Source organism: Burkholderia semiarida, assembly GCF_029268935.1.
Taxonomy (GTDB): Bacteria; Pseudomonadota; Gammaproteobacteria; order Burkholderiales; family Burkholderiaceae; genus Burkholderia; species Burkholderia semiarida.
Map to the genome: position 1 here is coordinate 1486318 of NZ_JAHLCL010000007.1, position 21390 is coordinate 1507707.

Annotated in this window: 22 protein-coding genes, 5 tRNA genes and 1 pseudogene; 18 read left to right on the forward strand and 10 right to left on the reverse strand. The window is 65.9% G+C overall.

Going from position 1 to position 21390, the window contains the following annotated elements; genetic code table 11:
• The first annotated feature begins 283 nt into the window (after nt 1–283).
• The 4 genes from KPB06_RS19780 to KPB06_RS19795 all read left to right on the forward strand — a co-directional run bounded on the left by KPB06_RS19780 (nt 284) and on the right by KPB06_RS19795 (nt 2646).
• Entirely contained in the window at nt 284–1297 is a 1014-nt protein-coding gene (locus KPB06_RS19780; RefSeq protein WP_059574095.1) for a class 1 fructose-bisphosphatase, read from the forward strand.
• A 206-nt stretch (nt 1298–1503) separates the two neighbouring features.
• Nucleotides 1504–1579, forward strand: a tRNA-Thr gene (locus KPB06_RS19785).
• Nucleotides 1580–1918: 339 nt separating this feature from the next.
• Nucleotides 1919–2254 (forward strand): hypothetical protein, encoded by a 336-nt coding sequence (locus KPB06_RS19790; protein ID WP_275920506.1) that lies wholly within the window; start codon nt 1919–1921, stop codon nt 2252–2254.
• A 137-nt stretch (nt 2255–2391) separates the two neighbouring features.
• Nucleotides 2392–2646, forward strand: a complete 255-nt coding sequence (locus KPB06_RS19795) for a GlsB/YeaQ/YmgE family stress response membrane protein (RefSeq protein WP_006476609.1) — start codon at nt 2392–2394, stop codon at nt 2644–2646.
• Between the two features lie 80 nt (nt 2647–2726).
• On the opposite strand, the pseudogene KPB06_RS19800 reads toward KPB06_RS19795, so the two are convergent.
• From KPB06_RS19800 to KPB06_RS19810, 3 genes and pseudogenes are all read right to left on the reverse strand, one after another.
• Nucleotides 2727–2909: pseudogene (locus KPB06_RS19800) on the reverse strand (TlpA family protein disulfide reductase); the annotation flags it as partial.
• Between the two features lie 92 nt (nt 2910–3001).
• Complete coding sequence (locus KPB06_RS19805) at nt 3002–5365, reverse strand: TonB-dependent receptor (protein WP_275906238.1); 2364 nt, start codon at nt 5363–5365, stop codon at nt 3002–3004.
• 128 nt (nt 5366–5493) lie between these two features.
• On the reverse strand, nt 5494–5883 hold the full coding sequence (locus KPB06_RS19810; protein ID WP_059574097.1) for a DUF2946 domain-containing protein: 390 nt from the start codon (nt 5881–5883) through the stop codon (nt 5494–5496).
• A 239-nt stretch (nt 5884–6122) separates the two neighbouring features.
• Between KPB06_RS19810 and KPB06_RS19815 the strand changes: the two genes are divergently transcribed.
• Together KPB06_RS19815 and KPB06_RS19820 are read left to right on the forward strand one after the other, a co-directional pair.
• A complete protein-coding gene (locus tag KPB06_RS19815; RefSeq protein ID WP_162484450.1) occupies nt 6123–6227 on the forward strand; it encodes a chorismate mutase in 105 nt (34 codons plus the stop codon).
• Between the two features lie 223 nt (nt 6228–6450).
• The gene (locus tag KPB06_RS19820) at nt 6451–7041 is read left to right on the forward strand and encodes a chorismate mutase (RefSeq protein ID WP_059574099.1); all 591 of its coding nucleotides are present in this window, start codon (nt 6451–6453) and stop codon (nt 7039–7041) included.
• A gap of 33 nt (nt 7042–7074) precedes the next feature.
• On the opposite strand, the gene KPB06_RS19825 is transcribed toward KPB06_RS19820, so the two are convergent.
• Together KPB06_RS19825 and KPB06_RS19830 are read right to left on the reverse strand one after the other, a co-directional pair.
• Complete coding sequence (locus KPB06_RS19825; protein ID WP_099316169.1) at nt 7075–8202, reverse strand: exonuclease domain-containing protein; 1128 nt, start codon at nt 8200–8202, stop codon at nt 7075–7077.
• A 141-nt stretch (nt 8203–8343) separates the two neighbouring features.
• The gene (locus KPB06_RS19830) at nt 8344–8547 is read right to left on the reverse strand and encodes a cold-shock protein (protein ID WP_006476615.1); all 204 of its coding nucleotides are present in this window, start codon (nt 8545–8547) and stop codon (nt 8344–8346) included.
• 394 nt (nt 8548–8941) lie between these two features.
• On the opposite strand from KPB06_RS19830, the gene KPB06_RS19835 reads away from it, so the two are divergent.
• Nucleotides 8942–9208: a hypothetical protein gene (locus KPB06_RS19835; RefSeq protein ID WP_059574101.1), complete on the forward strand. Its 267-nt coding sequence runs from the start codon at nt 8942–8944 to the stop codon at nt 9206–9208.
• A 497-nt stretch (nt 9209–9705) separates the two neighbouring features.
• Entirely contained in the window at nt 9706–10851 is a 1146-nt protein-coding gene (locus KPB06_RS19840; RefSeq protein WP_059898421.1) for a porin, read from the forward strand.
• Nucleotides 10852–10933: 82 nt separating this feature from the next.
• Here KPB06_RS19840 and greB read toward each other — a convergent pair whose 3' ends face one another.
• On the reverse strand, nt 10934–11497 hold the full coding sequence (gene greB / locus KPB06_RS19845; protein WP_006486618.1) for a transcription elongation factor GreB: 564 nt from the start codon (nt 11495–11497) through the stop codon (nt 10934–10936).
• A 129-nt stretch (nt 11498–11626) separates the two neighbouring features.
• Between greB and KPB06_RS19850 the strand changes: the two genes are divergently transcribed.
• The 3 genes from KPB06_RS19850 to KPB06_RS19860 all read left to right on the forward strand — a co-directional run bounded on the left by KPB06_RS19850 (nt 11627) and on the right by KPB06_RS19860 (nt 11983).
• Nucleotides 11627–11703 (forward strand) — tRNA-Arg (locus KPB06_RS19850).
• 65 nt (nt 11704–11768) lie between these two features.
• A tRNA-Arg gene (locus KPB06_RS19855) sits at nt 11769–11845 on the forward strand.
• A 61-nt stretch (nt 11846–11906) separates the two neighbouring features.
• Nucleotides 11907–11983, forward strand: a tRNA-Arg gene (locus KPB06_RS19860).
• 185 nt (nt 11984–12168) lie between these two features.
• Here the strand turns inward: KPB06_RS19860 and KPB06_RS19865 are convergent.
• The 4 genes from KPB06_RS19865 to KPB06_RS19880 all read right to left on the reverse strand — a co-directional run bounded on the left by KPB06_RS19865 (nt 12169) and on the right by KPB06_RS19880 (nt 16538).
• Nucleotides 12169–14535, reverse strand: a complete 2367-nt coding sequence (locus tag KPB06_RS19865) for a RelA/SpoT family protein (RefSeq protein ID WP_027783823.1) — start codon at nt 14533–14535, stop codon at nt 12169–12171.
• 63 nt (nt 14536–14598) lie between these two features.
• A complete protein-coding gene (gene rpoZ, locus KPB06_RS19870; protein ID WP_006025620.1) occupies nt 14599–14802 on the reverse strand; it encodes a DNA-directed RNA polymerase subunit omega in 204 nt (67 codons plus the stop codon).
• A gap of 58 nt (nt 14803–14860) precedes the next feature.
• The gene (gene gmk / locus KPB06_RS19875; RefSeq protein ID WP_059574102.1) at nt 14861–15544 is read right to left on the reverse strand and encodes a guanylate kinase; all 684 of its coding nucleotides are present in this window, start codon (nt 15542–15544) and stop codon (nt 14861–14863) included.
• Nucleotides 15545–15614: 70 nt separating this feature from the next.
• Nucleotides 15615–16538 (reverse strand): YicC/YloC family endoribonuclease, encoded by a 924-nt coding sequence (locus KPB06_RS19880; RefSeq protein ID WP_059574103.1) that lies wholly within the window; start codon nt 16536–16538, stop codon nt 15615–15617.
• 173 nt (nt 16539–16711) lie between these two features.
• Between KPB06_RS19880 and rph the strand changes: the two genes are divergently transcribed.
• From rph to KPB06_RS19915, 7 genes are all read left to right on the forward strand, one after another.
• Entirely contained in the window at nt 16712–17452 is a 741-nt protein-coding gene (gene rph, locus KPB06_RS19885) for a ribonuclease PH (RefSeq protein ID WP_275906239.1), read from the forward strand.
• Nucleotides 17445–18074, forward strand: a complete 630-nt coding sequence (gene rdgB / locus KPB06_RS19890) for an RdgB/HAM1 family non-canonical purine NTP pyrophosphatase (RefSeq protein ID WP_060313074.1) — start codon at nt 17445–17447, stop codon at nt 18072–18074. Before rph ends, rdgB begins: the two co-directional genes overlap by 8 nt.
• Before the next feature lie 34 nt (nt 18075–18108).
• Nucleotides 18109–19323, forward strand: a complete 1215-nt coding sequence (gene hemW, locus KPB06_RS19895; RefSeq protein ID WP_060313069.1) for a radical SAM family heme chaperone HemW — start codon at nt 18109–18111, stop codon at nt 19321–19323.
• A gap of 44 nt (nt 19324–19367) precedes the next feature.
• Nucleotides 19368–19455, forward strand: a tRNA-Ser gene (locus KPB06_RS19900).
• A 142-nt stretch (nt 19456–19597) separates the two neighbouring features.
• Complete coding sequence (locus KPB06_RS19905; protein ID WP_059638897.1) at nt 19598–19987, forward strand: hypothetical protein; 390 nt, start codon at nt 19598–19600, stop codon at nt 19985–19987.
• Between the two features lie 294 nt (nt 19988–20281).
• Nucleotides 20282–20575, forward strand: coding sequence for a hypothetical protein (locus tag KPB06_RS19910; RefSeq protein ID WP_060313063.1), 294 nt, complete (start codon nt 20282–20284; stop codon nt 20573–20575).
• Between the two features lie 315 nt (nt 20576–20890).
• Nucleotides 20891–21382: an energy transducer TonB family protein gene (locus KPB06_RS19915; RefSeq protein ID WP_275906240.1), complete on the forward strand. Its 492-nt coding sequence runs from the start codon at nt 20891–20893 to the stop codon at nt 21380–21382.
• Nucleotides 21383–21390 lie beyond the last annotated feature (8 nt).

A 21390-nucleotide genomic window follows, 5' to 3' on the forward strand; every position in this document is an offset into this window, starting at 1 on the left:
CACGCGATCGCCCGCTGTCGCGTCCGCGCGATCGAGCCGGTGCCGCCTCACGCGGCGCCGGCTTTTTCATTGCGCGGGCGCGGCTGAAACCGCTCGCGATCGCGGGGTCGGACCGCCCGGCCGGCCGCCGCTGCGATAAACGCCCCCGCCCGCCGGCGTCGCCCGATACCGCGCCGATTCGGCGGCCCGGCCATGTAACCGGACGAAAAAAGCCGGCGGCACCGCAGGCGCGACGGGTAAAATTGCGGCCATTCAAGGATTCTTTCGCCTTTCGGAGTCTGTCATGTCCATTGCCCGCCGCACCACGCTGTCGAAGTTCCTGATCGAACAGCAACGTGAGACCAACAACCTCCCCGCCGACCTGCGCCTGTTGATCGAAGTCGTCGCCCGCGCGTGCAAGGCGATCAGCTACAACGTGTCGAAGGGCGCGCTCGGCGAAGCACTCGGCACCGCCGGCAGCGAGAACGTCCAGGGCGAGGTGCAGAAAAAGCTCGACATCCTGTCGAACGAAATCCTGCTCGACGCGAACGAATGGGGCGGCAACCTCGCCGCAATGGCGTCGGAGGAAATGGAAACGTTCTTCCCGATCCCGGCGAACTACCCGCGCGGCGAATACCTGCTCGTGTTCGACCCGCTCGACGGTTCGTCGAACATCGACGTGAACGTGTCGATCGGCACGATCTTCTCGGTGCTGCGCTGCCCGGACGGCAAGCAGGCGACCGAGGAATCGTTCCTGCAGCCCGGCACGCAGCAGGTCGCGGCCGGCTATGCCGTGTACGGCCCGCAGACGGTGTTCGTGCTGACGACCGGCAACGGCGTGAACTGCTTCACGCTCGACCGCGAAGTCGGCTCGTGGGTGCTCACGCAGAGCAACATGCAGATCCCGGCCGACACGCGCGAATACGCGATCAACGCATCGAACGCCCGCCACTGGTACGACCCGGTCAAGCGTTACGTCGACGAGCTGAACGCCGGCAAGGACGGCCCGCGCGGCGACAACTTCAACATGCGCTGGATCGCGTCGATGGTCGCGGACGTGCACCGGATCCTGAACCGCGGCGGCATCTTCATGTACCCGGCCGACAAGCGCACGCCCGATCGTCCGGGCAAGCTGCGCCTGATGTACGAAGCGAACCCGATGGCGTTCATCGTCGAACAGGCGGGCGGCGCCGCGACGACCGGCACGCAGCGCATCATGGAAGTGCAGCCGACCGGCCTGCACCAGCGCGTGCCCGTATTCCTCGGCTCGAAGAACGAAGTCGAGCGCGTGACCGGCTATCACGACGAAGCAAAATAATTGCACTGCAGCACTGGACGGAGGCGCGAGACATCAGTACAATCGCGCCTTCGCGATGTGGCCCTAACGGGTCGCATCGCGGTGAAGTGAAAGCGGAAAGTCCGCCGGATCGAGGGTTTCGCGAAGCAGTAGCAGCAAGCTGAAAAAATTTCGCAAAACCTATTGCCAAGATCGCGGATTTGACCATATAATTTCATTTCTCTGCTGCCGGTGTAGCTCAGTTGGTAGAGCAGCGCATTCGTAATGCGAAGGTCGTAGGTTCGACTCCTATCTCCGGCACCAAGACATAAAGGTCTGACAAGCATCGCTTGTCAGACCTTTTCTCTTTTCCGGCGCCGAAATCGTGAGGCCGGTCGACGACGCCCTGCCGATCGCGCAGCGCGCGATCCTCGCGGCGGCCGTTATCTGCGCCACCTCACCGACACCTCCCGCACGACTTCTCCCCACTCGGCGGCGGCCATGGCCCCGACGGCCGGCTGTCCGACCTGTACGGCGCAAGCAACAGCATCGTCCATCACGTGCCCGGCCGCCGGCACGCCTCGCACATTGACGCCATGGCCGCCGCGCTCGATCGCGCTCCATCCACCTACTTCGACCAATGCCAGTCAGTCAGGATACCGAATGATGACGGACGCCGAATGCGACGCCCTCTACGCCGCCGCGCGGGCCACACGATGCCCCGGATCGGTGAAGCCGATACGTCGCTCTTGCTCGCCCTTGCCTGCCCGTTTCGCACTGCTGGCGATCGGCGATGCCGTGACCGTTGCGCGGCTGACACCCGACGCTGCCGACGGACGGCCCGAGGTGCCCATGCACGCCACGATGCGCCCGATCGACGAATTTTCGGCCGCGCCTCATTCCTGCAGACCGGCTTGGCCGCGCGCCATGCGCGGTGCGCGCACGAATCGAGCCGTACGCAGACAAATCTCCCTGGAAAATCTCCTTAAGGGTGCATAACATTACTTAACGATTCCGACCCGCCTATCGCGTTACATTGCGTGGGCGGTGCGGCGGCCGCAGCCGCTTTCAACCAGCTTGCGGCGCGCGACCGCCCGTGCCCGGTCATTTCGACTCAACCCAAGGAGAGCACCACCATGACTCATGGCTTGATTATGTGGCTCATCATCGGCGCGATCGCCGGCTGGCTGGCCGGCTTGCTCGTGAAGGGCGGCGGCTTCGGGCTGATCGTCGACATCATCGTCGGGATCGTCGGCGCGGTGATCGGCGGCTGGCTTGCCGGACTGCTCGGCATCAGCATCGGCAGCGGCTTCATCGGCTCGGTGATCGTCGCGGTCATCGGCGCGGTGATCCTGCTGTTCGTGATCCGCCTATTCAGGCGAGCGGCCTGACGTTTTCTCTCCACGCGCCTTCGGGCGCGTTTTCGCATCGGGCCGGCGCGCGGCGCGTTCGCCGCGCGCCACCGGCTCCGTCAACGCTTCGCGTGCCGCAAGCCGCCGTCGAGCACGTCGGCCGTCAGCAATCCGCTGCAAGCTTCACGCACACCATCGCGCCCGATCCACAGGGTGCGCGGCATCTCCCCTCTCCATTGCGCATCGAGCGCCACCCGCAGCCGCTGGGGTATCGGCTCCGCGTTCGCACACTGCACGCCCTGCGAATCGGCGGCTTTCGGGCCGCCGAGCGCCTCGTGCGCGCCGGCGGACGACGGCGTCGCAAGCCGCGGCGCGCAGCCTGCCGCGAACGGTTTCACAGCGACCACTTCAGTTCTCCATAGAACGTGCGGCCCGGATACGGGTGGAACACGTAGTAGCGGCGGTCCGTCAGGTTGTCGATGCCCGCCGACGCGCTCCAGTGACGATCGAAGCGGTAGCGCGCCTTCAGATCGACGACCGTAAACGAGCTCGTGCCACCGTAGACGTCCGGATTCACGTCGCTGTTGTCGAGCGTGTTGAACTGACGGCCCGAGTAGCGCACGCCGACGCTCGCCAGCCAGTGCTCGTCGAAGCGATACGACGCGAGCAGGTTCGCGCGCATGCGCGGAATCCGCGGAAAGCGCGAACCGACGTAGGCCGGGTTCGCGGCATCGGCGAGAATCTGCGCGTTGCTCGCCGATACGTTCGCGTCGATGTTCAGCCCGCGCAGCCCGACGTTCTCGCCGCTGAACGCCAGTTCGACGCCGCGTACGCGCACGCGGTCGACGTTCGACACGTTGGTGACGGTGGTCGCACCCGCCACCGTCGTCTGGCTGTAGATCGAATCGCGCAGGTCGCTCTGGAACACGCTGGCGCGCACGACGCCGACACCCACGTCGCGTTCGGCCGTGAAATCCCAGTCGATCGCCTTTTCCGGCCGCAGGTTCGGGTTGTTGTTGACGATCGCGTTATTCGAAATCGTGCCCTGGAACAGCTCGCCGACCGTCGGAAACCGCGTGCCGGTCGCGAACGAAAGCCGGAAGCGCCAGACATCCGTCGCGTCCCATTGCAGCGCGACTTTCGGCGATAGCGCGTTCGCGCTCCGGTCCGCATAGCCGAGCGTGCCGTTCGCATTGCCGAGCGCGCCGCCATACGCGTCCCAGCGCTCGTAGCGCAGCCCGAGCGTCGCGAGCCAGCCCGGCGCGAAGCGCCACGCGTCCTGCCCGAACAGCGCCTGCGTGCGCGTATCGCCGCGATAGACGCTCGCGAGCGACGTGGTCGGCCCGGCCAGCCAGTCGGCCGTGTTGTACGTGGCGTTGCGCAGGAAGTAGTTGTCGTAGTGATAGCCGAACGTGAACGTATGGCCTTTCACTTCCGGCGCCTCGGCCTTCAGGTCGAGCGTGCGCCAGCCGGTGCCGTCGCCCTCGAACAGCGTACCCGCCCCGCCCTGCACGGTCGAGGCCGCGCGCAGCACGTCGCGCGAGACGTCGTACGCGGACACGACGCCCGACAGCCGCCAGCCGGAATCGAGCCGGCCGTTCAACCCGAGCGCGTACAGCCAGTTCTCCTGGTCGCCGCGCTGCGGCGCGAACGCGTTCGGCGCGACAGTCATGTTCTGGCCGCCGATCGACACGTTGCCGCCGTAGACCGGCTTGCCCGTCGCGTCGCGCAGGAAGGTCTCGCCGTGCTGCCGGTAATGGTTCTCCCAATGCCCGAGCGTCAACGTCGCATCGACGTGATCGGAAAACGCATAGCCCATCCGCACCGTCTCGTTGAGCTGCTCGGTCCGCTCGATCGTCTGCGCGCCGACGATGGTCCGCCGCTTGCCGTTGGGTCCGATGTCGGTCGCCGCGCCCGCCACCGGGACGGCGGCGCCCAGCTTCGGGTTGTAGGCGGAATTGGGGCTCGCATACTGCATCGGCTGGCCGTCGTTTTCCAGCCGGTCGAGCGACAGCGCGAACCAGAACCGGCCGACGCGGTTCGCGATCCGCGCGGTCTGGTGATTGCCGCCGAAGCTGTCCGCGAATCCGTAGCCGTCGTGGTAACGCTGCGTGAAGAACTGCGTCGACAGCGACGCCTCGAGCTGTTCCGGGCGGCGCGTGGTGAGCAGCACGGTCGAGCCGATCGAGTTGCCCGGATACAGCGCGGAAAACGGGCCATAGAGCACGTCGACGCGCGCGATGTCGTCGGGCGGAATCAGCGACCAGCGCGGCGGGTACGCATAGCTCGAACCGAGCAGGTTCGACAGCAGCACGCCGTCGGCATAGACGAGCCCGCGCGCGCTCTGCAGTTCATTGAAGTCGCGGCCCGCGAATACGCTGTTGCGGTCGCCGATGTAGCGCTTGCGAACCATCAGGTTCGGCGCGTACTTCAGCGCGTCCTCGGTGGTGGCGTTGGTGTGCGCATCGATCTGCTCGCGGGTGATCGACGTGACGACGGCCGGCGTATCCGGGTCGACGGGTTGCCGCTGCGCGGTCACGCTGACGGCGGACAGCGTCTCGCCGGCCGGCGGGGCCGATGCGGCGACACCGGCGGAGGCCGGCGCGGTGGCGGCAGGACGATCGGCGTGACCGCCGCGGGCGGCCTCGGCACGGACATCGTCGGCTGAAGCCGCGTAAGCGGCCGGCCATGCGAAAGCGGCCGCGCATGCGAGCGCGAGCTGGCCGCGCGACGGCCGCGCGGCAAGGGGAGACGACATGAGTGAGTTCCTGAAAACGTGATCGGACGCCGCCGGACACCGGGGCGCGAATCGCGCACGAACGACGCGACGCGCGGGCCGGGGCCGCGGGCGGCTCGCACGCCACCAGGGCGCGCGGACGACATCAATCAGACCGGAACGTTTTCAGGCGGGGCGCGCGGCTGCGCGAGACGGATGCCCTTGCAGCGCACGTCGGGAACGAGCGGCGCAGCCACCCGATACGCGAACGTGCGCACGAAACCCGGCATCGCGGGCAGGCTCGCGCCCAGCGCGACGTTCGCCGCGAAGCCGGGGCAGTACACGCAATGCGGGACGCCGGCGTGGTCGAACGACGACGTGTCGCGGTCGTCGCCCGCTTGCGCGAGCACGACCTGACGGGCGCCCGCTGCACTGCACAACTCGAGCGTGAGCGTGCCGGAGCCGTTCGACGCAAGACGCGCGTAGCCGACGACGGGCGACAGTACGTTCAGTACCAGCGCCAGCCATACGAGGCCGATCCATCGCGTCGTTCGTCTCATCGCGGTCCAGGAAAAAGTGCGCGCAAGTATAGCAAGCGGCCCGATCGTTGCCGATCGCGCGGTTGCCATACCGGGCATCGCACCGCGCGTCGGAGCGCATGTGCCGTTAATACAACAGAGACAAAATCTAACGATTCGACGCTGGCATAAATCCGAGCGCGAGGTTGATAATCATTGAACCTGCTGGAGAAACGATCATGGACGAAAGACCAACTCGCATGCCACCACCCGAGCAAGTGATGAGCCCGGATCCGGAACCCGTCGGCGTGGAATTCCTCGCCGAGTTGCCCGAGCACGTTCGGGCATTCTTCGACGAGCAGCACAAGCTGTACTCGCCGAAGTGAACGTCAGTTCGGTTCTGTAACCGCCACGTGTCGATCATCGCTATCGTGCGGTTCATCCGTGCGCCTCGCGCGCCATTCGCCTCGCACCCGGGCCGCAACAGCCTGACGGTGCCGGATCGGCTCGCCTGCTGATTCTGCTGTCGCGACGCTACGCCGCGCGACTGTCTTCGTCTATCCTTCTGGTTTTCCACGTCCGGCCCGCCCGGCTCTCCCGATCGTTCCGATGAAGCAAGCCATTCGTGCCAGCCTCGCTGTCGCCGCGCTCGGCGTCGCCCTCTTCTCCCCGCATACCGCCCGTGCAGACGGCGACGACACCGCCCTCACCAACATCGTCGCGCTCGCGTCGCAGCGGCTCGCGCTCGCCGAACCGGTCGCGCGATGGAAATGGGCGAATCACAAGGCCATCGAGGACCAGCCGCGCGAAGCGGCGCTGCTCACCGCGGTCGAAAAACGCGCCGTCCAGGCCGGCGTCGATCCCGCGTTTGCCCGAACCTTCTTCGAGGATCAGATCACGGCGAGCAAGGACGTGCAGAACGCACTGTTCGCGACCTGGCGCACGACGCGGCCGCCGGAAGGCACGCCGCCCGACCTCGCGACCAGCACGCGGCCGGCACTCGACCGGCTGACGCAGAAAATGCTCGCCGGTCTCGCGCAGGTCGCCCCGCTGCGCGAGGCGCCCGATTGCCAGGCGCGGCTCGCGCGCAGCATCGCGAACTGGAAGACGCTCACGCGTTACGATTCGAGGCAGACGCAGGCCCTCGATACCGCGCTGTCACACGTGTGCGCCGCCGGCGGGGCCAGCGCGATCGGCTGACGCAGGCGAGGCGACGGACCCGGGCCGCCGCGCTCAATCGGCCGGCGTGAGCGCCGCGAGCGGAATCATCTGCAAGCCGCGCGCGAGATGCGTCTGCAGCAGGCGATGGGTGAAGGGTTCGAACGCCCCGCCCGCCGTGTCGGCCACGAGCCGCGCGGCCGCATCGAGCGATTCCGCCGAACCGAGATAGCACCAGCCGTCGATCACGTGAAACAGGCGGCGCTCGCCGTTCGCCTCGAACGCGACGGCGCCGTCGAACGGCCAGGGCGCACCGCCCGCGCGAGCGGCGTCGGCTGCGGGGCGCCGGTTGTACGACGGACGCAACCGCGCGATCCATTGCGCTTCGGCAAGCATCGCCCCGAGCTCGTTGCCGGTCTCGCGCCACTCGACGCGCCGCACCTGCTGCGCCAGCCGCATTTCCTTCGACGACCGGCGCTCGCCGGTCAGCAGCGCGCGCAGCCGCTGCCGCACGCGCACGCTGCGGCCGACATACAGCGCTTCGTCGCGCTCGCCGAACAGCGCATACGCGCCGCACCCTGCCGGCGCGGTATCCAGCCACGCCTCGGTCAGGTCGCCGCCCAGACGGAAGTGGCGCGTCGTCCGCGCGATCTGGTCGCGCAGCCGCTCGAGCGGCACGATGTCGTGCAGTTGGCGCCAGAACTGCCAGAGGAGGTCGGCATCGGCCAGCGCCCTGTGGCGCGCGGCCGGCACGAGCCCATGCCGCTCGATCAACGCATCGAGCCCGTGCCGCGATTCGCGCGGAAACAGCGCGCGCGACAGCCTTACAGTACAGAGCACATCGGGATTGAAGGCGAGCCCGGCTCGCTCGAATTCGGCGCGCAGGAAGCCGCGATCGAAGCTCGCGTTGTGCGCGACGAACAGCTTGCCGTCGAGCCGCTCGAACAGCGCCGGCGCGAGCGACGCGAACGTCGGCGCATCGCGCACCATCGCGTCCGAGATGCCCGTCAGTTGCTGGATGAACGGCGGAATCGCCTGCCCCGGATTGACGAGGCTCGTCCACGTCGACACGCCGAGCGGCCCGATTTCGACCACGCCGATTTCGGTGATGCGATGGTCGGCGGACGAGCCGCCGGTGGTTTCAAGGTCGACGAAGACTAGCGGCTGTTCGCTGGCGGGATCGGGCGGACGGGAATCGGACATGAAAAGACTGGGAAACGGTGCTTTCGTGAGTATGCACCGGCATGCGTACTCGCGGCCAGCCCGAGCCGGCATGCTCCGTCCCCGGAAAACAAAAAGCCCCCGCGATGCGGGGGCCGGACGTGATCGGCAATGCGAGGCGCGTCAGACCGCCTGGATATTCGCTGCCTGCTTGCCTTTCGGCCCGACTTTGACGTCGAACGAAACACGCTGGTTTTCCTTCAGCGTCTTGAAGCCGTCCATCCGGATTTCGGAAAAGTGCGCAAACAAATCTTCACCGCCATTGTCCGACGTAATAAACCCAAAACCTTTAGCATCGTTAAACCATTTCACGATACCGGTATCCATGTCTGCGTTCCCCACTCGATAAGATCAAAAAAGCTATTTTTATAGCCGTTACCCGAAATCCCGAAACATTGCGCCGGCATCCGCACCGGCGCGCCGCCCGAGGACGGAGTGCTGACTTTATAAATTGGACAATCCGGGTGCGTCAAGAAAATTTTTGACGTGTGCTTTATCGAAAAGATGCTAATACCGCTGGAATCGGTACACCATCATCCTTGATTAATTGATTCGCATCAAAAACCTGTCAACATTACCGGGATCGGATCCTCGATAATCATCGGGAGCGAAATTTCTACCGGGGACAAATCGACCCGGTAAAATCCTCGGGTTTTTTCCGGGTTGCGGAAATGCGGAGACATTGCGATCCTGAAGCAACGCCGAAAGGAAGGAGAGGGTCATGTGGCTGGACGGAATCAAGCGCTTCGCGAGCCGGCTCGGGCGCGTACGTCGCAAGTCCCGCGCCCTGGCCGAGTCCGCGCGCGAAGCGCCGTGCGACGCCGAATTCGATATGACGTGGCACGGCGATCACTGGCAGAACCTGCTCGCATCGCCTCTGGATGCCCGTCACTACGTGATGGAAGACTGGACCTACACGCCGCCGCCGATCGAAGCAGAAGAAGCCGCGCCTGCAGGCAAGCGCAAGCGCCGCTCGTACACGCGGTAGCGCACCGCGCAGCGGGGCAAAAAAAAGCGCGACTGGGAAGTCGCGCCGACAAAGGTTTGGAGATCTTTTCCGTCAACGAAAAAGTCTGCTTCGGAAAGCAGAGATCGCAGTATAGCGAGAGAACTACCTTTCATTATCCATGCTCCGCACAAACCTCTATTGCCGATGTGTCAATAATCGCGCTATAGAAGCCCCCGCTCGCTGCTGACTGTCTGTCGCGGCCGCGCAACGCCCGTTACGTCGTTCCCATTGCTGCTTCCTTTCGCTGCACCGCCGCAGATCCTTGCGGGACACGCGTTCGCGCGCACCCGTCGATTTTTGCGGATTCCAAAATACATTATTTCTTAAAGCGCCAGCCGCCCTCGCTCGACGCCCTTCATACACTGAAGGTGGCTTTCTGACGATCGCACGGCCGCGCCGCCGGAGCGACTACGGCGTCAGGCGAACACGGCCAGTCCGCCGCAGGTTCGATCGACATCCTGTTTGGAGACAGATCCATGAAAAAGACCTTGATCGTCGCCGCGTTGTCGGGTGTATTCGTCACCGCAGCCCATGCGCAAAGCAGCGTGACGCTGTACGGCCTGATCGACGCAGGCATCACCTACACGAACAATCAGCATGGCCACAGCGCCTGGCAGGAAACGAGCGGTTCGATCAACGGCAGCCGATGGGGCTTGCGCGGCACCGAGGATCTCGGCGGCGGCCTGAGAGCTATCTTCACGCTGGAAAACGGTTTCGGCATCAACAACGGCACGCTCAAGCAGAACGGCCGCGAATTCGGCCGGCAGGCGTTCGTGGGCCTCGCGCACACCACCTACGGCTCGCTGACGCTGGGCCGTCAATACGACAGCGTGGTCGACTATCTCGGGCCGCTGTCGCTGACCGGTACCCAGTATGGCGGCACCCAGTTCGCCCACCCGTTCGACAACGACAACCTGAACAACTCGTTCCGGATCAACAACTCGGTCAAGTACCAGAGCGCCAACTACGGCGGCCTCAAGTTCGGTGCGTTGTACGGGTTCTCGAATTCGTCGGCGTTCGCGAACAACCGCGCGTATAGCGGCGGCGTGTCGTACAGCTACCTCGGCTTCAATTTCGCCGCGGCCTACCTGCAGTTGAACAGCGACGTCAACGCGCTCGCGCAGGCCGCCTCCGATCCGGGTGCGGTCACCGGCGACTGGACCTTCGCGTCGCGCGTGCAGCGTACCTGGGGCGCCGGCCTGAATTACGGGTTCGGCCCCGCGACGGTCGGCTTCGTGTTCACGCAGACGCGCCTTAGCGGCCTGCGCGCGATCAGCGCCGGCCAATCGGGCGTGACGGGCGGCATCACGGGCCTTGGCGACAGCGGCCGCTTCAGCAACTACGAAGTCAACGGCCGCTACGCGCTGACGCCGGCCCTGTCGCTCGCCGGCTCCTACACGTATACGCAGGGCCGCCTGTCCGGCGACAAGCCGACCTGGCACCAGTTCAACCTGCAAGCCGACTACGCGCTGTCGAAGCGCACCGACGTGTACCTGCAGGGCGAGTTCCAGAAGGTCAACAGCGACGGGCTCGACCTCGGCGCCAACATCAACGGGCTGGGCGCCGCATCGTCGACCAACAAGCAGATCGCGGTCACGGCCGGCTTGCGCCATCGCTTCTGAGCGACCGGCACATCGCCGTACGCGGAAAGACGAAGCGCCCCGACGGGGCGCTTTTGCTTTGCCGCGTCGCGCCGGCCGACGCTCAGGCGTCGCCGCGCGCCGGATACCGGACGTCGAGTATGTCGATCGGCTGAGGGCCGGCCGGCGTCATCAGCGTGACGGTATCGCCGATCTTCGCCTTGATCAGCGCACGCGCGACCGGCGAAATCCAGCTGACGCAGCCGCGGTCGAGATCGACCTCGTCGATGCCGACGATCGTCACCGTGTGGTCCTCGCCGTCCGGCGTCTCGTAATCGACCGTCGCGCCGAAGAAAACCTGGTCGACGTTCTCCTGCCGGCTCGCGTCGACGACCTCGGCGAGGTCGAGCCGCTTCGTCAGGAAGCGGATGCGGCGATCGATCTCGCGAAGCCGCCGCTTGCCGTAGATGTAATCGCCGTTCTCCGACCGGTCGCCGTTCGAGGCGGCCCACGACACGAGCCGCACGACCTCGGGACGTTCGACGTCGATCAGGTTCAGCAGCTCGTCCCTCAGCCGCTTGTGGCCGGCCGGCGTGATGTAGTTCTTCGCGCCCGCCGGAATCGCGGGTTGAGCCGGGTCGAGATCGTCGTCGTCACCGTCCGACTCTTTGACAAACGCCTTGTTCATGATGCGGATTCAACGTGAATGACTGATCCTCCAAGGGTACACGAAGGGCGCCCGGCCAAGGCCATCGCACCAAATTCGCGAATAAGGCTTCCCTTTTTATACGACTCTGCTATACTTCCGCTTCTGCGTGCGGCTGTAGCTCAGTTGGATAGAGTACTTGGCTACGAACCAAGGGGTCGTGGGTTCGAATCCTGCCAGCCGCGCCACCTTTTCGAGGGCCTTCCGAACCGAAGGCCCTTTCAGTTCGAAGCAGTGAAGTGTGTTGTTGCGTGCGGCTGTAGCTCAGTTGGATAGAGTACTTGGCTACGAACCAAGGGGTCGTGGGTTCGAATCCTGCCAGCCGCGCCACTTATTTGGGGGCCTTCCCATCGCAGAAGGTTCCGACAGTTGAAGCAGTACCGTTTTGCGTGCGGCTGTAGCTCAGTTGGATAGAGTACTTGGCTACGAACCAAGGGGTCGTGGGTTCGAATCCTGCCAGCCGCGCCACCTTAAAAGGGCTTTCCTCCGGGAAAGCCCTTTTTCTTTTTGCACCCGCCTCCCCTCGTCCGCACCATCGCCTCGCACGCCTTCGGCAAACGTCACGTGCAGTTTCGCCCGCCGCAACGAAAACGGCGGCCATTGGCCGCCGTCCGTGGATCACCGCACTCCCCCCGCGAAGGGGCGCGTGAATGTCAGTAATCCTGCCGCTCGCGCTCGATGCGCATGCCACCGTCGTGGCGCGCATGCGCCCCGTCGTCGGTCGAGCGCTCTCGCATGATCCGCATCACGTCCGGATTGGTTCTCACGCGCCGCATCACGTTCGCGAGATGCACGCGGTCGCTGACCTGGATCACGAAGCGCAGCACCGTCGATTCGTGGGTCAGATCCTCGTCCATCGCGATATGGACGATGTTCGCGTCGGCCGACGTGATGTCCGCCGCGACGCGCGCGAAGATGCCCTTCGTGTTCTTCACGAGCGCCTTCACCGCGACATCGAACAGGCGGCCCGGCTGCGGCGCCCATTCGACGTCGATCCAGCGGCCCGGATCGCGGCGATGGATGCGCTGCGCGACACGGCAATCCGTCGTATGAATCGCCATGCCCAGACCGATGCCGATGTAACCCATGATCGCGTCGCCCGGGATCGGCCGGCAGCATGCGGACAACTGCACGGACATCCCCTCGGTGCCGGTAATCACGACCGGCGGCGCATGATGCGCGGGATGCCGCTCGGACTTCGGCAGATCGTCGTCCGCGTCGCGGCCGCTCATCAGCACCTCGATGCGCTTGGCCATCACCGCGGCGACGCGGCGGCCGAGGCCGATGTCCGCGAAGATTTCCTGCCGGCTCTTGTTGCCCGTCCACTGCACGAGCTTCTCCCACACTTCCGGCTCGACATCGGCCAGCGCGAGGCCATAGCCCTTCAGGCTCTGGTCGACGAGCCGCTCGCCCAGCTGCACGGACTCGTTCAGGCGCATCGTCTTCAGGTAGTGGCGGATCGCCGAGCGCGCCTTGCCGGTACGCACGAAGCCGAGCCACGCGGGATTCGGCTTCGAATACGGCGCGGTGATCACTTCGACGATGTCGCCGCTCTTCAGCTCGGTGCGCAGCGGCAGCAGCTCGTTGTTGATCTTCACGGCCACGCACTGGTTGCCGAGATCGCTGTGGATCGAATACGCGAAATCGAGCGCCGTCGCACCGCGCGGCAGCGCCATGATCTTCGACTTCGGCGTGAACACGTAGACCGCGTCGGGGAACAGGTCGATCTTCACGTGCTCGAGGAATTCGCTCGAATCGCCCGCTTCGCTCTGGATGTCGAGCAGCGACTTCAGCCACTGGTGCGCGCGCTTCTGCACGTCGCTGAGATCGGCGCTGCCGTTCTTGTACAGCCAGTGCGCGGCGACGCCCGCCTCGGCGATCTCGTGCATCTTGCGCGTGCGCACCTGGAACTCGATCGGCGCGCCGAACGGGCCGACGAGCGTCGTGTGCAGCGACTGATAGCCGTTGATCTTCGGGATCGCGATGTAATCCTTGAACTTGCCGGGCACGGGCTTGTACAGCGCGTGCAGCGCGCCGATGCACGTGTAGCAGTCGAGCGGGCTGTCGACGACGACGCGAAAGCCGTACACGTCGAGCACCTGCGAGAACGACAACTGCTTGTCGCGCATCTTGCGATAGACGCTGTAGATGGTCTTCTCGCGGCCGGTGATCTCGGCGTCGATCTTCGCGTCGGCCATCGCACGCTGCGCGGCCTCGAGGATCTTGCTGATCACTTCGCGGCGATTGCCGCGCGCGGCCTTCACGGCCTTCTCGAGCGTCGCGTAGCGATGCGGGTTGAAGTTCGCGAAGCTCATGTCCTGCAGCTCGCGATACGTGTTGTTCAACCCGAGCCGGTGTGCGATCGGCGCGTAGATGTCGAGCGTTTCGCGCGCGACGCGGCGGCGCTTTTCCATCGGTACCGCGCCGAGCGTGCGCATGTTGTGCAGGCGATCGGCGAGCTTCACGAGAATGACGCGCACGTCGCGCGCCATCGCGAGCAGCATCTTGCGGAAGTTTTCCGCCTGCGCTTCCTCGCGGCTGCGGAATTCCATCTTGTCGAGCTTCGACAGGCCGTCGACCAGTTCGGCGACCTTCGGGCCGAACCGCTCGGCCAGCTCGTTCTTGGTCACGCCCTGGTCTTCCATCACGTCGTGCAGCAACGCGGCCATCACGGCCTGCGCGTCGAGCTTCCAGCCGGCGCAGATTTCCGCGACGGCGACGGGATGGGTGATGTAGGGTTCGCCGCTCTGGCGATATTGACCGAGGTGGGCTTCGTCGCTGAAGTGGAACGCCGCCTTGACCTCTTTGATTTCGTCCGGAGCGAGATACTCGGCAAGCGCGGCCGTCAGTTTCGCGATCGAAACGACGCCGTGCTTGCGCGGCTGCTCCGGGGTGGCGGTCGGCCCGAACAGATGCCGGAAGGATTGTTCGAGGACCGCGTCGATGTACTGGCGCGCAGGCGACTGAGCCGTGGCTTCGGTGGTCGGATCCGCGGAGGCGGACGATGGGGTGGTGCTCATATTCGCCTCCAGGTCGAGTCGTTGCGCGCGTGGACTACATGGCTGGAACGGGCCGGATGCGCGTTACACCGGCACCTTCTTCAGCATCTCGACGCCGACCTGGCCGGCAGCGATTTCGCGCAGCGCGACGACGGTCGGCTTGTCGCGGCTTTCGATTTTCGGCGTATGGCCTTGCGCGAGCTGCCGCGCGCGATAGGTGGCGGCGAGCGCCAGTTCGAAGCGATTCGGGATTTGCTTCAGGCAGTCTTCGACGGTAATGCGAGCCATGTTGGTGATTCCTTCTGAATATAGTCCTTATTCTACCTTATGTCCCTCGTGCCCCGCGTCATTCCGCGTGGGGCAGATGGATGCCGAGCTCGATGAACAGCTCCGTGTGTCGCGCGTACTGCGAAGCAAAACGCAGGCGCGTCGCCGCGACGATGCATTCGAGTTCCGCGAGCGCACGCTCGAAATTCTCGTTGATCACCACGTATTCCGCTTCCGACGCGTGCGCGATCTCGCTGCCGGCCGCCAGCAGGCGTCGCGTGATCACGTTCGGCTCGTCCTGGCCGCGCTTCTTCAGGCGCTCCTCGAGCGCGTCGAGCGACGGCGGCAGGATGAAGATGCCGACCGCGTTGCGGAACTGCTTCTTCACCTGCAACGCGCCTTGCCAGTCGATTTCGAGCAGCACGTCGTGGCCGTTCTGCATCTGCTCCTCGATCCAGACGCGCGACGTGCCGTAGTAGTTGCCGTGCACTTCCGCGCTCTCGAGGAATTCGTGCGCCGCGTGACGCGCGCGGAAATCCTCGACGGTCGTGAAGTGGTAGTGCTGGCCGTCCTGCTCGCCGGGGCGCGGCTTGCGCGTCGTGTACGAGATCGACAGGCAGATGTCGCTGTCCTTCGACAGCAGCGCATTCACGAGCGTCGACTTGCCGGCGCCCGACGGCGCGACGACCATGAACAGGTTACCGGGATAGACGCCGCCGTGCAGCGAATGCGACGCGTGGCCGTCGCGATGGGAATCGGTCATGACAGCCTCCGCCGGGCCGCCCCCTCGGAGGGCAGCAAACATAGTGAGCGTGGGGGTCGTTTCATCTCTTTTACTCCAGGTTTTGCACTTGCTCGCGCATCTGCTCGATCAGCAGCTTCAGCGCCATCGACGCGTCGGCGAGTTCCTTCGCCGCCGCCTTCGAGCCGAGCGTGTTCGCTTCGCGATTCAGTTCCTGCATCATGAAGTCGAGACGCTTGCCGACGCGGCCGCCCTTCTCGATCACGTGACGCGTTTCGTTCAGGTGCGCGGTGAGCCGCGACAGCTCTTCCGCGATGTCGATCCGGATCCCGTACATCGTCACTTCCTGACGGATGCGCTCCGCGGCTTCCTCGCGCGTGACGACCGTCGAGCCGCCTTCGGGCGCCGCGATGCCGAGCGCTTCCTGCAGCCGCTCGACGATCTTCTGCTGATGCTTCGCGATCAGCTCCGGCACGAGCGGCGTGATGCGCGCGACGATCGCCTCCATCTCGGTGACGTTCGACAGCAGCATTGCCGCCAGTTGCGCGCCTTCGCGCGAACGCACGACGACGAGCTCGCCGATCGCTTCCTTCCCGCAGGCGAGCACCGCATCGCGGATCGCCTCGGCCGACACGCCGCTCTCGGCGAGCACGCCGGGCCAGCGCAGGATCTCGCCCGCGCGCAGGCGGCCGACGCCCGGGAACGAATCGAGCACCGCGCGTTCGAGTTCGGCAAGCTGGCCGAGCGCCGACTGGTTCAGCGCGCCCGCGCCGATGCTCTGCTCGCCGCGCTGCAGGTTGATACGCACGTCGACCTTGCCGCGCGACAGCTTGTTCATCAGCATTTCGCGCAGCGCGGATTCGCACGCGCGCACGTCGTCCGGCATCCGGAAATTGAGATCGAGGAAGCGCGAGTTCACGGTGCGCAGTTCGACCGACACGCTGGTGCCGCCGTTGCCGGTGGCCGTCGCGAGTTCGCGCGTCGCGCTCGCGTAGCCCGTCATGCTGTAGATCATGGTTCGTCTCGCCGTCTGGTGCCCTCGCGGGCGGGGGATATGTCGAGGCGCCCGGCGCATCGGAAAGCGCGGGGCGGCAAGCGCGCATTATCCCATTTTTGCGGGACACCCCGCCGGGCGCGCGCGGCGTTCGGCGCTAAAATCGGGGTTTCCTCTCCTTCCGCGATTTCCCCATGACGTCTTCCGTTTCCCGCCCGAGCGGCCGCCGCGCCGACGAACTGCGCAAGGTCGCCCTCACGCGCCACTACACGAAACACGCCGAAGGCTCCGTGCTGGTCGAATTCGGCGACACCAAGGTGCTGTGCACCGCAAGCGTCGCCGAGCGCGTGCCCGAATTCCTGCGCGAGCGCAGGCAAGGCTGGCTGACCGCCGAATACGGGATGCTGCCGCGCGCGACGCACACGCGCAGCGACCGTGAAGCCGCGCGCGGCAAGCAGACGGGCCGCACGCAGGAAATTCAGCGCCTGATCGGCCGCGCGCTGCGCGCGGTGTTCGATCTCGAGGCGCTCGGCCCGCGCACGATCCACATCGACTGCGACGTGATCCAGGCCGACGGCGGCACGCGTACGGCCAGCATCACCGGCGCGTTCGTCGCCGCGCACGATGCCGTGTCGACGCTGATCGCGGCCGGCAAACTCGCGCGCTCGCCGATCACCGACCACGTCGCCGCGATCTCGGTCGGCGTGTACGAAGGCGCGCCGGTGCTCGACCTCGACTACGCGGAAGATTCGCGCTGCGACACCGACATGAACGTCGTGATGACGGGCGCGGGCGGCTTCGTCGAAGTCCAGGGCACGGCCGAAGGCGTGCCGTTTTCGCGCGCCGAGATGAATGCGCTGCTCGACCTCGCGCAAGGCGGGATCGCCGAGCTCGTGCAGTTGCAGAAAGCTGTCCTGGGCACGAACCATGCGTGACGACCGCACCCTCGCGCCGCTGTCGCGCATCGTGCTCGCGTCGAACAACGCCGGCAAGCTGCGCGAATTCACCGCGCTGTTTTCCACGGTCGGCATCGAGATCATGCCGCAGGGCGACCTGGCCGTGCCCGAGGCGGAAGAGCCGTTTGGCACGTTCATCGAGAATGCGCTGACGAAGGCGCGCCACGCGTCGCGGCTCACCGGGCTGCCGGCGATCGCCGACGATTCCGGCCTGTGCGTGCGCGCGCTGCGCGGCGCACCAGGCGTCTATTCGGCGCGCTACGCGCAGCGTGCGGGCCGCGACAAGGGCGATGCGGCGAACAATGCGTACCTGGTCGAGCAACTGCGCGGCGTCGACGACCGGCGCGCATACTATTGCTGTGTGCTCGCGCTCGTGCGTCACGCGGACGATCCCGAGCCGCTGTTCGCCGAAGGCCGCTGGGCCGGCGAGATCGTCGATACGCCGCGCGGCGGGCACGGATTCGGCTACGACCCGTATTTCTACCTGCCGTCGCTCGGCGCGACGGCAGCCGAACTCGAGCCGGCCGTCAAGAACACGCACAGCCATCGCGCGCTCGCGCTGAAGGCGCTGCTCGCGCGGCTCGCAGAGGAACCCGCATGATCGTCTTCATCACGCATCCGCAGCGGGAGGCCGCATGAGCCAGGCCGCGGAAACCGGCGCACGCGTCGTCGCGACCTTCACGTCGCCCGGCCAAGTACGCCTCACGTCGCTGCCGCCGCTCGCGCTGTACGTGCATTTCCCGTGGTGCGTGCGCAAGTGCCCGTACTGCGACTTCAATTCGCACGAATGGAAAGGCGAACGGTTTCCGGAAGCCGAGTATCTCGACGCGTTGCGCGCCGACCTCGAGCAGGCGCTGCCGCTCGTGTGGGGCCGGCAGGTGCATACCGTGTTCATCGGCGGCGGCACGCCGAGCCTGCTGTCGGCGGCCGGCCTCGACCGGATGCTGTCCGACGTGCGCGCGCTGCTGCCGCTCGACGCCGATGCCGAGATCACGCTGGAAGCGAATCCGGGCACGTTCGAAGCCGCGAAGTTCGCGCAGTTCCGCGCAAGCGGCGTGAACCGCCTGTCGGTCGGCATCCAGAGCTTCAACGAGGCGCACCTGAAGGCGCTCGGCCGGATTCACGACACCGCGCAGGCACGCGCGGCCGTCGAGATCGCCGCGAAGAACTTCGACAACTTCAACCTCGACCTGATGTTCGCGCTGCCGAACCAGACGCTCGACGAATGCCGCGCCGACATCGAGACGGCGCTGTCGTTCGCGCCGCCGCACCTGTCGCTGTATCACCTGACGCTCGAGCCGAATACGCTGTTCGCGAAATTCCCGCCCGTCGTGCCCGACGACGACGCGTCGGCCGACATGCAGGAATGGATCCATGCGCGCACGGCCGAAGCCGGCTACGGGCGCTACGAAGTGTCCGCGTACGCGAAGCCGAATCATCAGTGCAAGCACAACCTGAACTACTGGCGCTTCGGCGACTATCTCGGGATCGGCGCGGGTGCCCACACGAAACTGTCGTTCCCGAACCGGATCCTGCGGCAGGCGCGCTACAAGCATCCGGCGACCTTCATCGAACAGGCGAAGGCCGGCACGGCCGTGCAGGAAGAGCGTGAGGTCGGCGCGCGCGACCTGCCGTTCGAATTCATGCTGAACACGCTGCGGCTCGTCGAGGGCTTCCCCGTGCACAGCTTCGCGGAACGCACGGGCCTGCCGATGAGCACGATCGAGCCGGCATTGAAGGAAGCGGAACGGCGCGGACTGATCACGCGCGATTTCACGCAAATCGCGCCGACGCCGCTCGGCCAGCGTTTCCTCAACGACCTGCAGGAATTGTTCCTGCGCGACGACTGAACGAATGAACGAGGCGGCATTTCGGTTACAATGCCGCCTCGTGTGGAAGCGTGGCCGAGCGGTTTAAGGCACTGGTCTTGAAAACCAGCGACGGGAAACTGTCCGTGAGTTCGAATCTCACCGCTTCCGCCAGGAAATTCGCCGAACCCCGTCCATTCGCAGAATGACGGGGTTTTTTGTTTGTCCGCCCGCGTGCGCCCCGCACGAGCCGACACGTCGCGCCGGATGCCGTTACAATCCCGCGCTCCGATTCGCGAAACGGGAACTCCACGTCATGAAGCCCTTCCTCGTCTCGTCGCTCGCCGCGCTGCTGGTTGCCGTCAGCACGCATGCGGCGGCCGACACCGCCTCCGGCGACGCGCAAGCATCGTGTGCGATCGCGTACGTGACCGGCGTCGGCGGTTCGCCGCGCGGCCTGAGCGAATACCTCGCGAGCCCGTCGCCATACAACTACCTGAAGGACAACGAGCTTCAATGCAAGGTGGGTGACGACGGACGCACGTCGAACTGCACCGGCGTGACCTATCTGCGCAACGAACAGGTCAGCGTATACGACGATTCCGATCCGGCGACGCTGACCGTCGTCGCGCGCGTGGAACTCGATCACGGCCAGAAGTATCCGGTGATCGTCGTCGTGCAGCGCAAGGACGCGCGCTGCAAGTAATGAAGTCGCGACGCGACACGTTCATCAGTCGAGACGGACGCGCATGCGCGCCGGGCAGCGGCAGGCGGAGCAGCAGGACGACCGACACCACGGCGCCCAACGCAAACGCAATCGCGCTCAGGAATCGGCACCGGATCGGCATGGTACGCGCGCCCGGGCGCATGCCGCCGCGCATCGCCGCACGCCTCCCCACCCCGCTCGCCATCACCTAGAATTCGTTCAACACGGCGACAAACGCCGCCGCGTATTCGATGCCGCACGCGCCACCCGTGCGCGCGGCACACGGAGATCGCCATGACCGACCTGTCGAGCGCGACGGACCACGTCGATTACGAAGGCTTCGAGATCCATGTCGTGCCGGCCGCGATGCCCGGCAGCGACACGCGCTATACCTACACCGGCTACGTGTGCCATCCGGGCGTGAATCCCGCGCTGCCCGGCCATGCGGTGCCGTTCCACGCGGACGGCGAGGAGAGCTTCGCGAGCCTCGACGAGGCGACCCGCGAAGGCGTGCACGTCGGCAAGAGCATCATCGACGGCACGCACCCCGACCTGTCGGTACTGTCGCTCGTGACGCACGGCTTCTGACGCGGCCGGAAAGCATCGCCGGCGATGGCGCGGAAGGCCGGTCGAGGTCACCGCATCGGCTGGCCGCGCCGCGCGGCCGGATGATCGCAGCGTGCCGCGGCTTTCAACCTTGCAACATGCGCGTCCATCGCTGACGCTGTCACATGTCGCGTCACCTCGCGACGCACCGCGCGCGATGCACGTCGCTCGACACAGCGCCCGGCCGTCATCATCAGCGATCGCAGCAACCGATCCCGCGCGCTATGCGTTTCCCCCCATATCGTCTCGCGTCGGTACGCCTATCATTTTTCTATCGTCCCTCCCGCCCATCCCGTCATGCGCCCCCTTCTCCGTCCGCGCGTCGTCCGGCTGCGTGTCGCTGCGCTAGCCGTCGTCGCCCTGCTCGCCGCGTGCACGATCACGCCGCCTTCGTCGCTACGCTCGGTCCTGACGGTTCCGTCGGTCATACGCAGCGGCACGCTCGACCAGTATCGCGTCGAGGTCGCGCATCGCGTCGCCGAGCGCAATCCGTCCGGCATGCTGCACGGCACGCCGCAGGCCATGCTGCGCTCGCTCGTCGTCGTGGCCTTCACCGTCGATGGCAGCGGCCGCGTGATCAACGCGTCCGTCTATCGCAGCAACGGCGACAGCGAGGCGGAAGCGCTCGCGCTCGCGTCGCTGCGCCGCTCGGCGCCGCTGCCGGCGCCGCCGTCGCGGCTGCTCGACGGCAACGGCCGGCTCGAACTGATGGAAGGCTGGCTCTTCAACGACGACGGCCACTTCCAGCTGCAAAGCACCGCGTCCGCGCAGGCGCAGTCGATCGACTGACGCGCCGC

Bases quoted from the DNA above. Each gene is read 5' to 3' on its own strand.
- KPB06_RS19780 (WP_059574095.1), top strand. From the start codon at position 284: ATGTCCATTGCCCGCCGCACCACGCTGTCGAAGTTCCTGATCGAACAG.
- KPB06_RS19790 (WP_275920506.1), top strand. From the start codon at position 1,919: ATGATGACGGACGCCGAATGCGACGCCCTCTACGCCGCCGCGCGGGCC.
- KPB06_RS19795 (WP_006476609.1), top strand. From the start codon at position 2,392: ATGACTCATGGCTTGATTATGTGGCTCATCATCGGCGCGATCGCCGGC.
- KPB06_RS19805 (WP_275906238.1), bottom strand. From the start codon at position 5,365: ATGTCGTCTCCCCTTGCCGCGCGGCCGTCGCGCGGCCAGCTCGCGCTC.
- KPB06_RS19810 (WP_059574097.1), bottom strand. From the start codon at position 5,883: ATGAGACGAACGACGCGATGGATCGGCCTCGTATGGCTGGCGCTGGTA.
- KPB06_RS19815 (WP_162484450.1), top strand. From the start codon at position 6,123: ATGAGCCCGGATCCGGAACCCGTCGGCGTGGAATTCCTCGCCGAGTTG.
- KPB06_RS19820 (WP_059574099.1), top strand. From the start codon at position 6,451: ATGAAGCAAGCCATTCGTGCCAGCCTCGCTGTCGCCGCGCTCGGCGTC.
- KPB06_RS19825 (WP_099316169.1), bottom strand. From the start codon at position 8,202: ATGTCCGATTCCCGTCCGCCCGATCCCGCCAGCGAACAGCCGCTAGTC.
- KPB06_RS19830 (WP_006476615.1), bottom strand. From the start codon at position 8,547: ATGGATACCGGTATCGTGAAATGGTTTAACGATGCTAAAGGTTTTGGG.
- KPB06_RS19835 (WP_059574101.1), top strand. From the start codon at position 8,942: ATGTGGCTGGACGGAATCAAGCGCTTCGCGAGCCGGCTCGGGCGCGTA.
- KPB06_RS19840 (WP_059898421.1), top strand. From the start codon at position 9,706: ATGAAAAAGACCTTGATCGTCGCCGCGTTGTCGGGTGTATTCGTCACC.
- greB (WP_006486618.1), bottom strand. From the start codon at position 11,497: ATGAACAAGGCGTTTGTCAAAGAGTCGGACGGTGACGACGACGATCTC.
- KPB06_RS19865 (WP_027783823.1), bottom strand. From the start codon at position 14,535: ATGAGCACCACCCCATCGTCCGCCTCCGCGGATCCGACCACCGAAGCC.
- rpoZ (WP_006025620.1), bottom strand. From the start codon at position 14,802: ATGGCTCGCATTACCGTCGAAGACTGCCTGAAGCAAATCCCGAATCGC.
- gmk (WP_059574102.1), bottom strand. From the start codon at position 15,544: ATGACCGATTCCCATCGCGACGGCCACGCGTCGCATTCGCTGCACGGC.
- KPB06_RS19880 (WP_059574103.1), bottom strand. From the start codon at position 16,538: ATGATCTACAGCATGACGGGCTACGCGAGCGCGACGCGCGAACTCGCG.
- rph (WP_275906239.1), top strand. From the start codon at position 16,712: ATGACGTCTTCCGTTTCCCGCCCGAGCGGCCGCCGCGCCGACGAACTG.
- rdgB (WP_060313074.1), top strand. From the start codon at position 17,445: ATGCGTGACGACCGCACCCTCGCGCCGCTGTCGCGCATCGTGCTCGCG.
- hemW (WP_060313069.1), top strand. From the start codon at position 18,109: ATGAGCCAGGCCGCGGAAACCGGCGCACGCGTCGTCGCGACCTTCACG.
- KPB06_RS19905 (WP_059638897.1), top strand. From the start codon at position 19,598: ATGAAGCCCTTCCTCGTCTCGTCGCTCGCCGCGCTGCTGGTTGCCGTC.
- KPB06_RS19910 (WP_060313063.1), top strand. From the start codon at position 20,282: ATGACCGACCTGTCGAGCGCGACGGACCACGTCGATTACGAAGGCTTC.
- KPB06_RS19915 (WP_275906240.1), top strand. From the start codon at position 20,891: ATGCGCCCCCTTCTCCGTCCGCGCGTCGTCCGGCTGCGTGTCGCTGCG.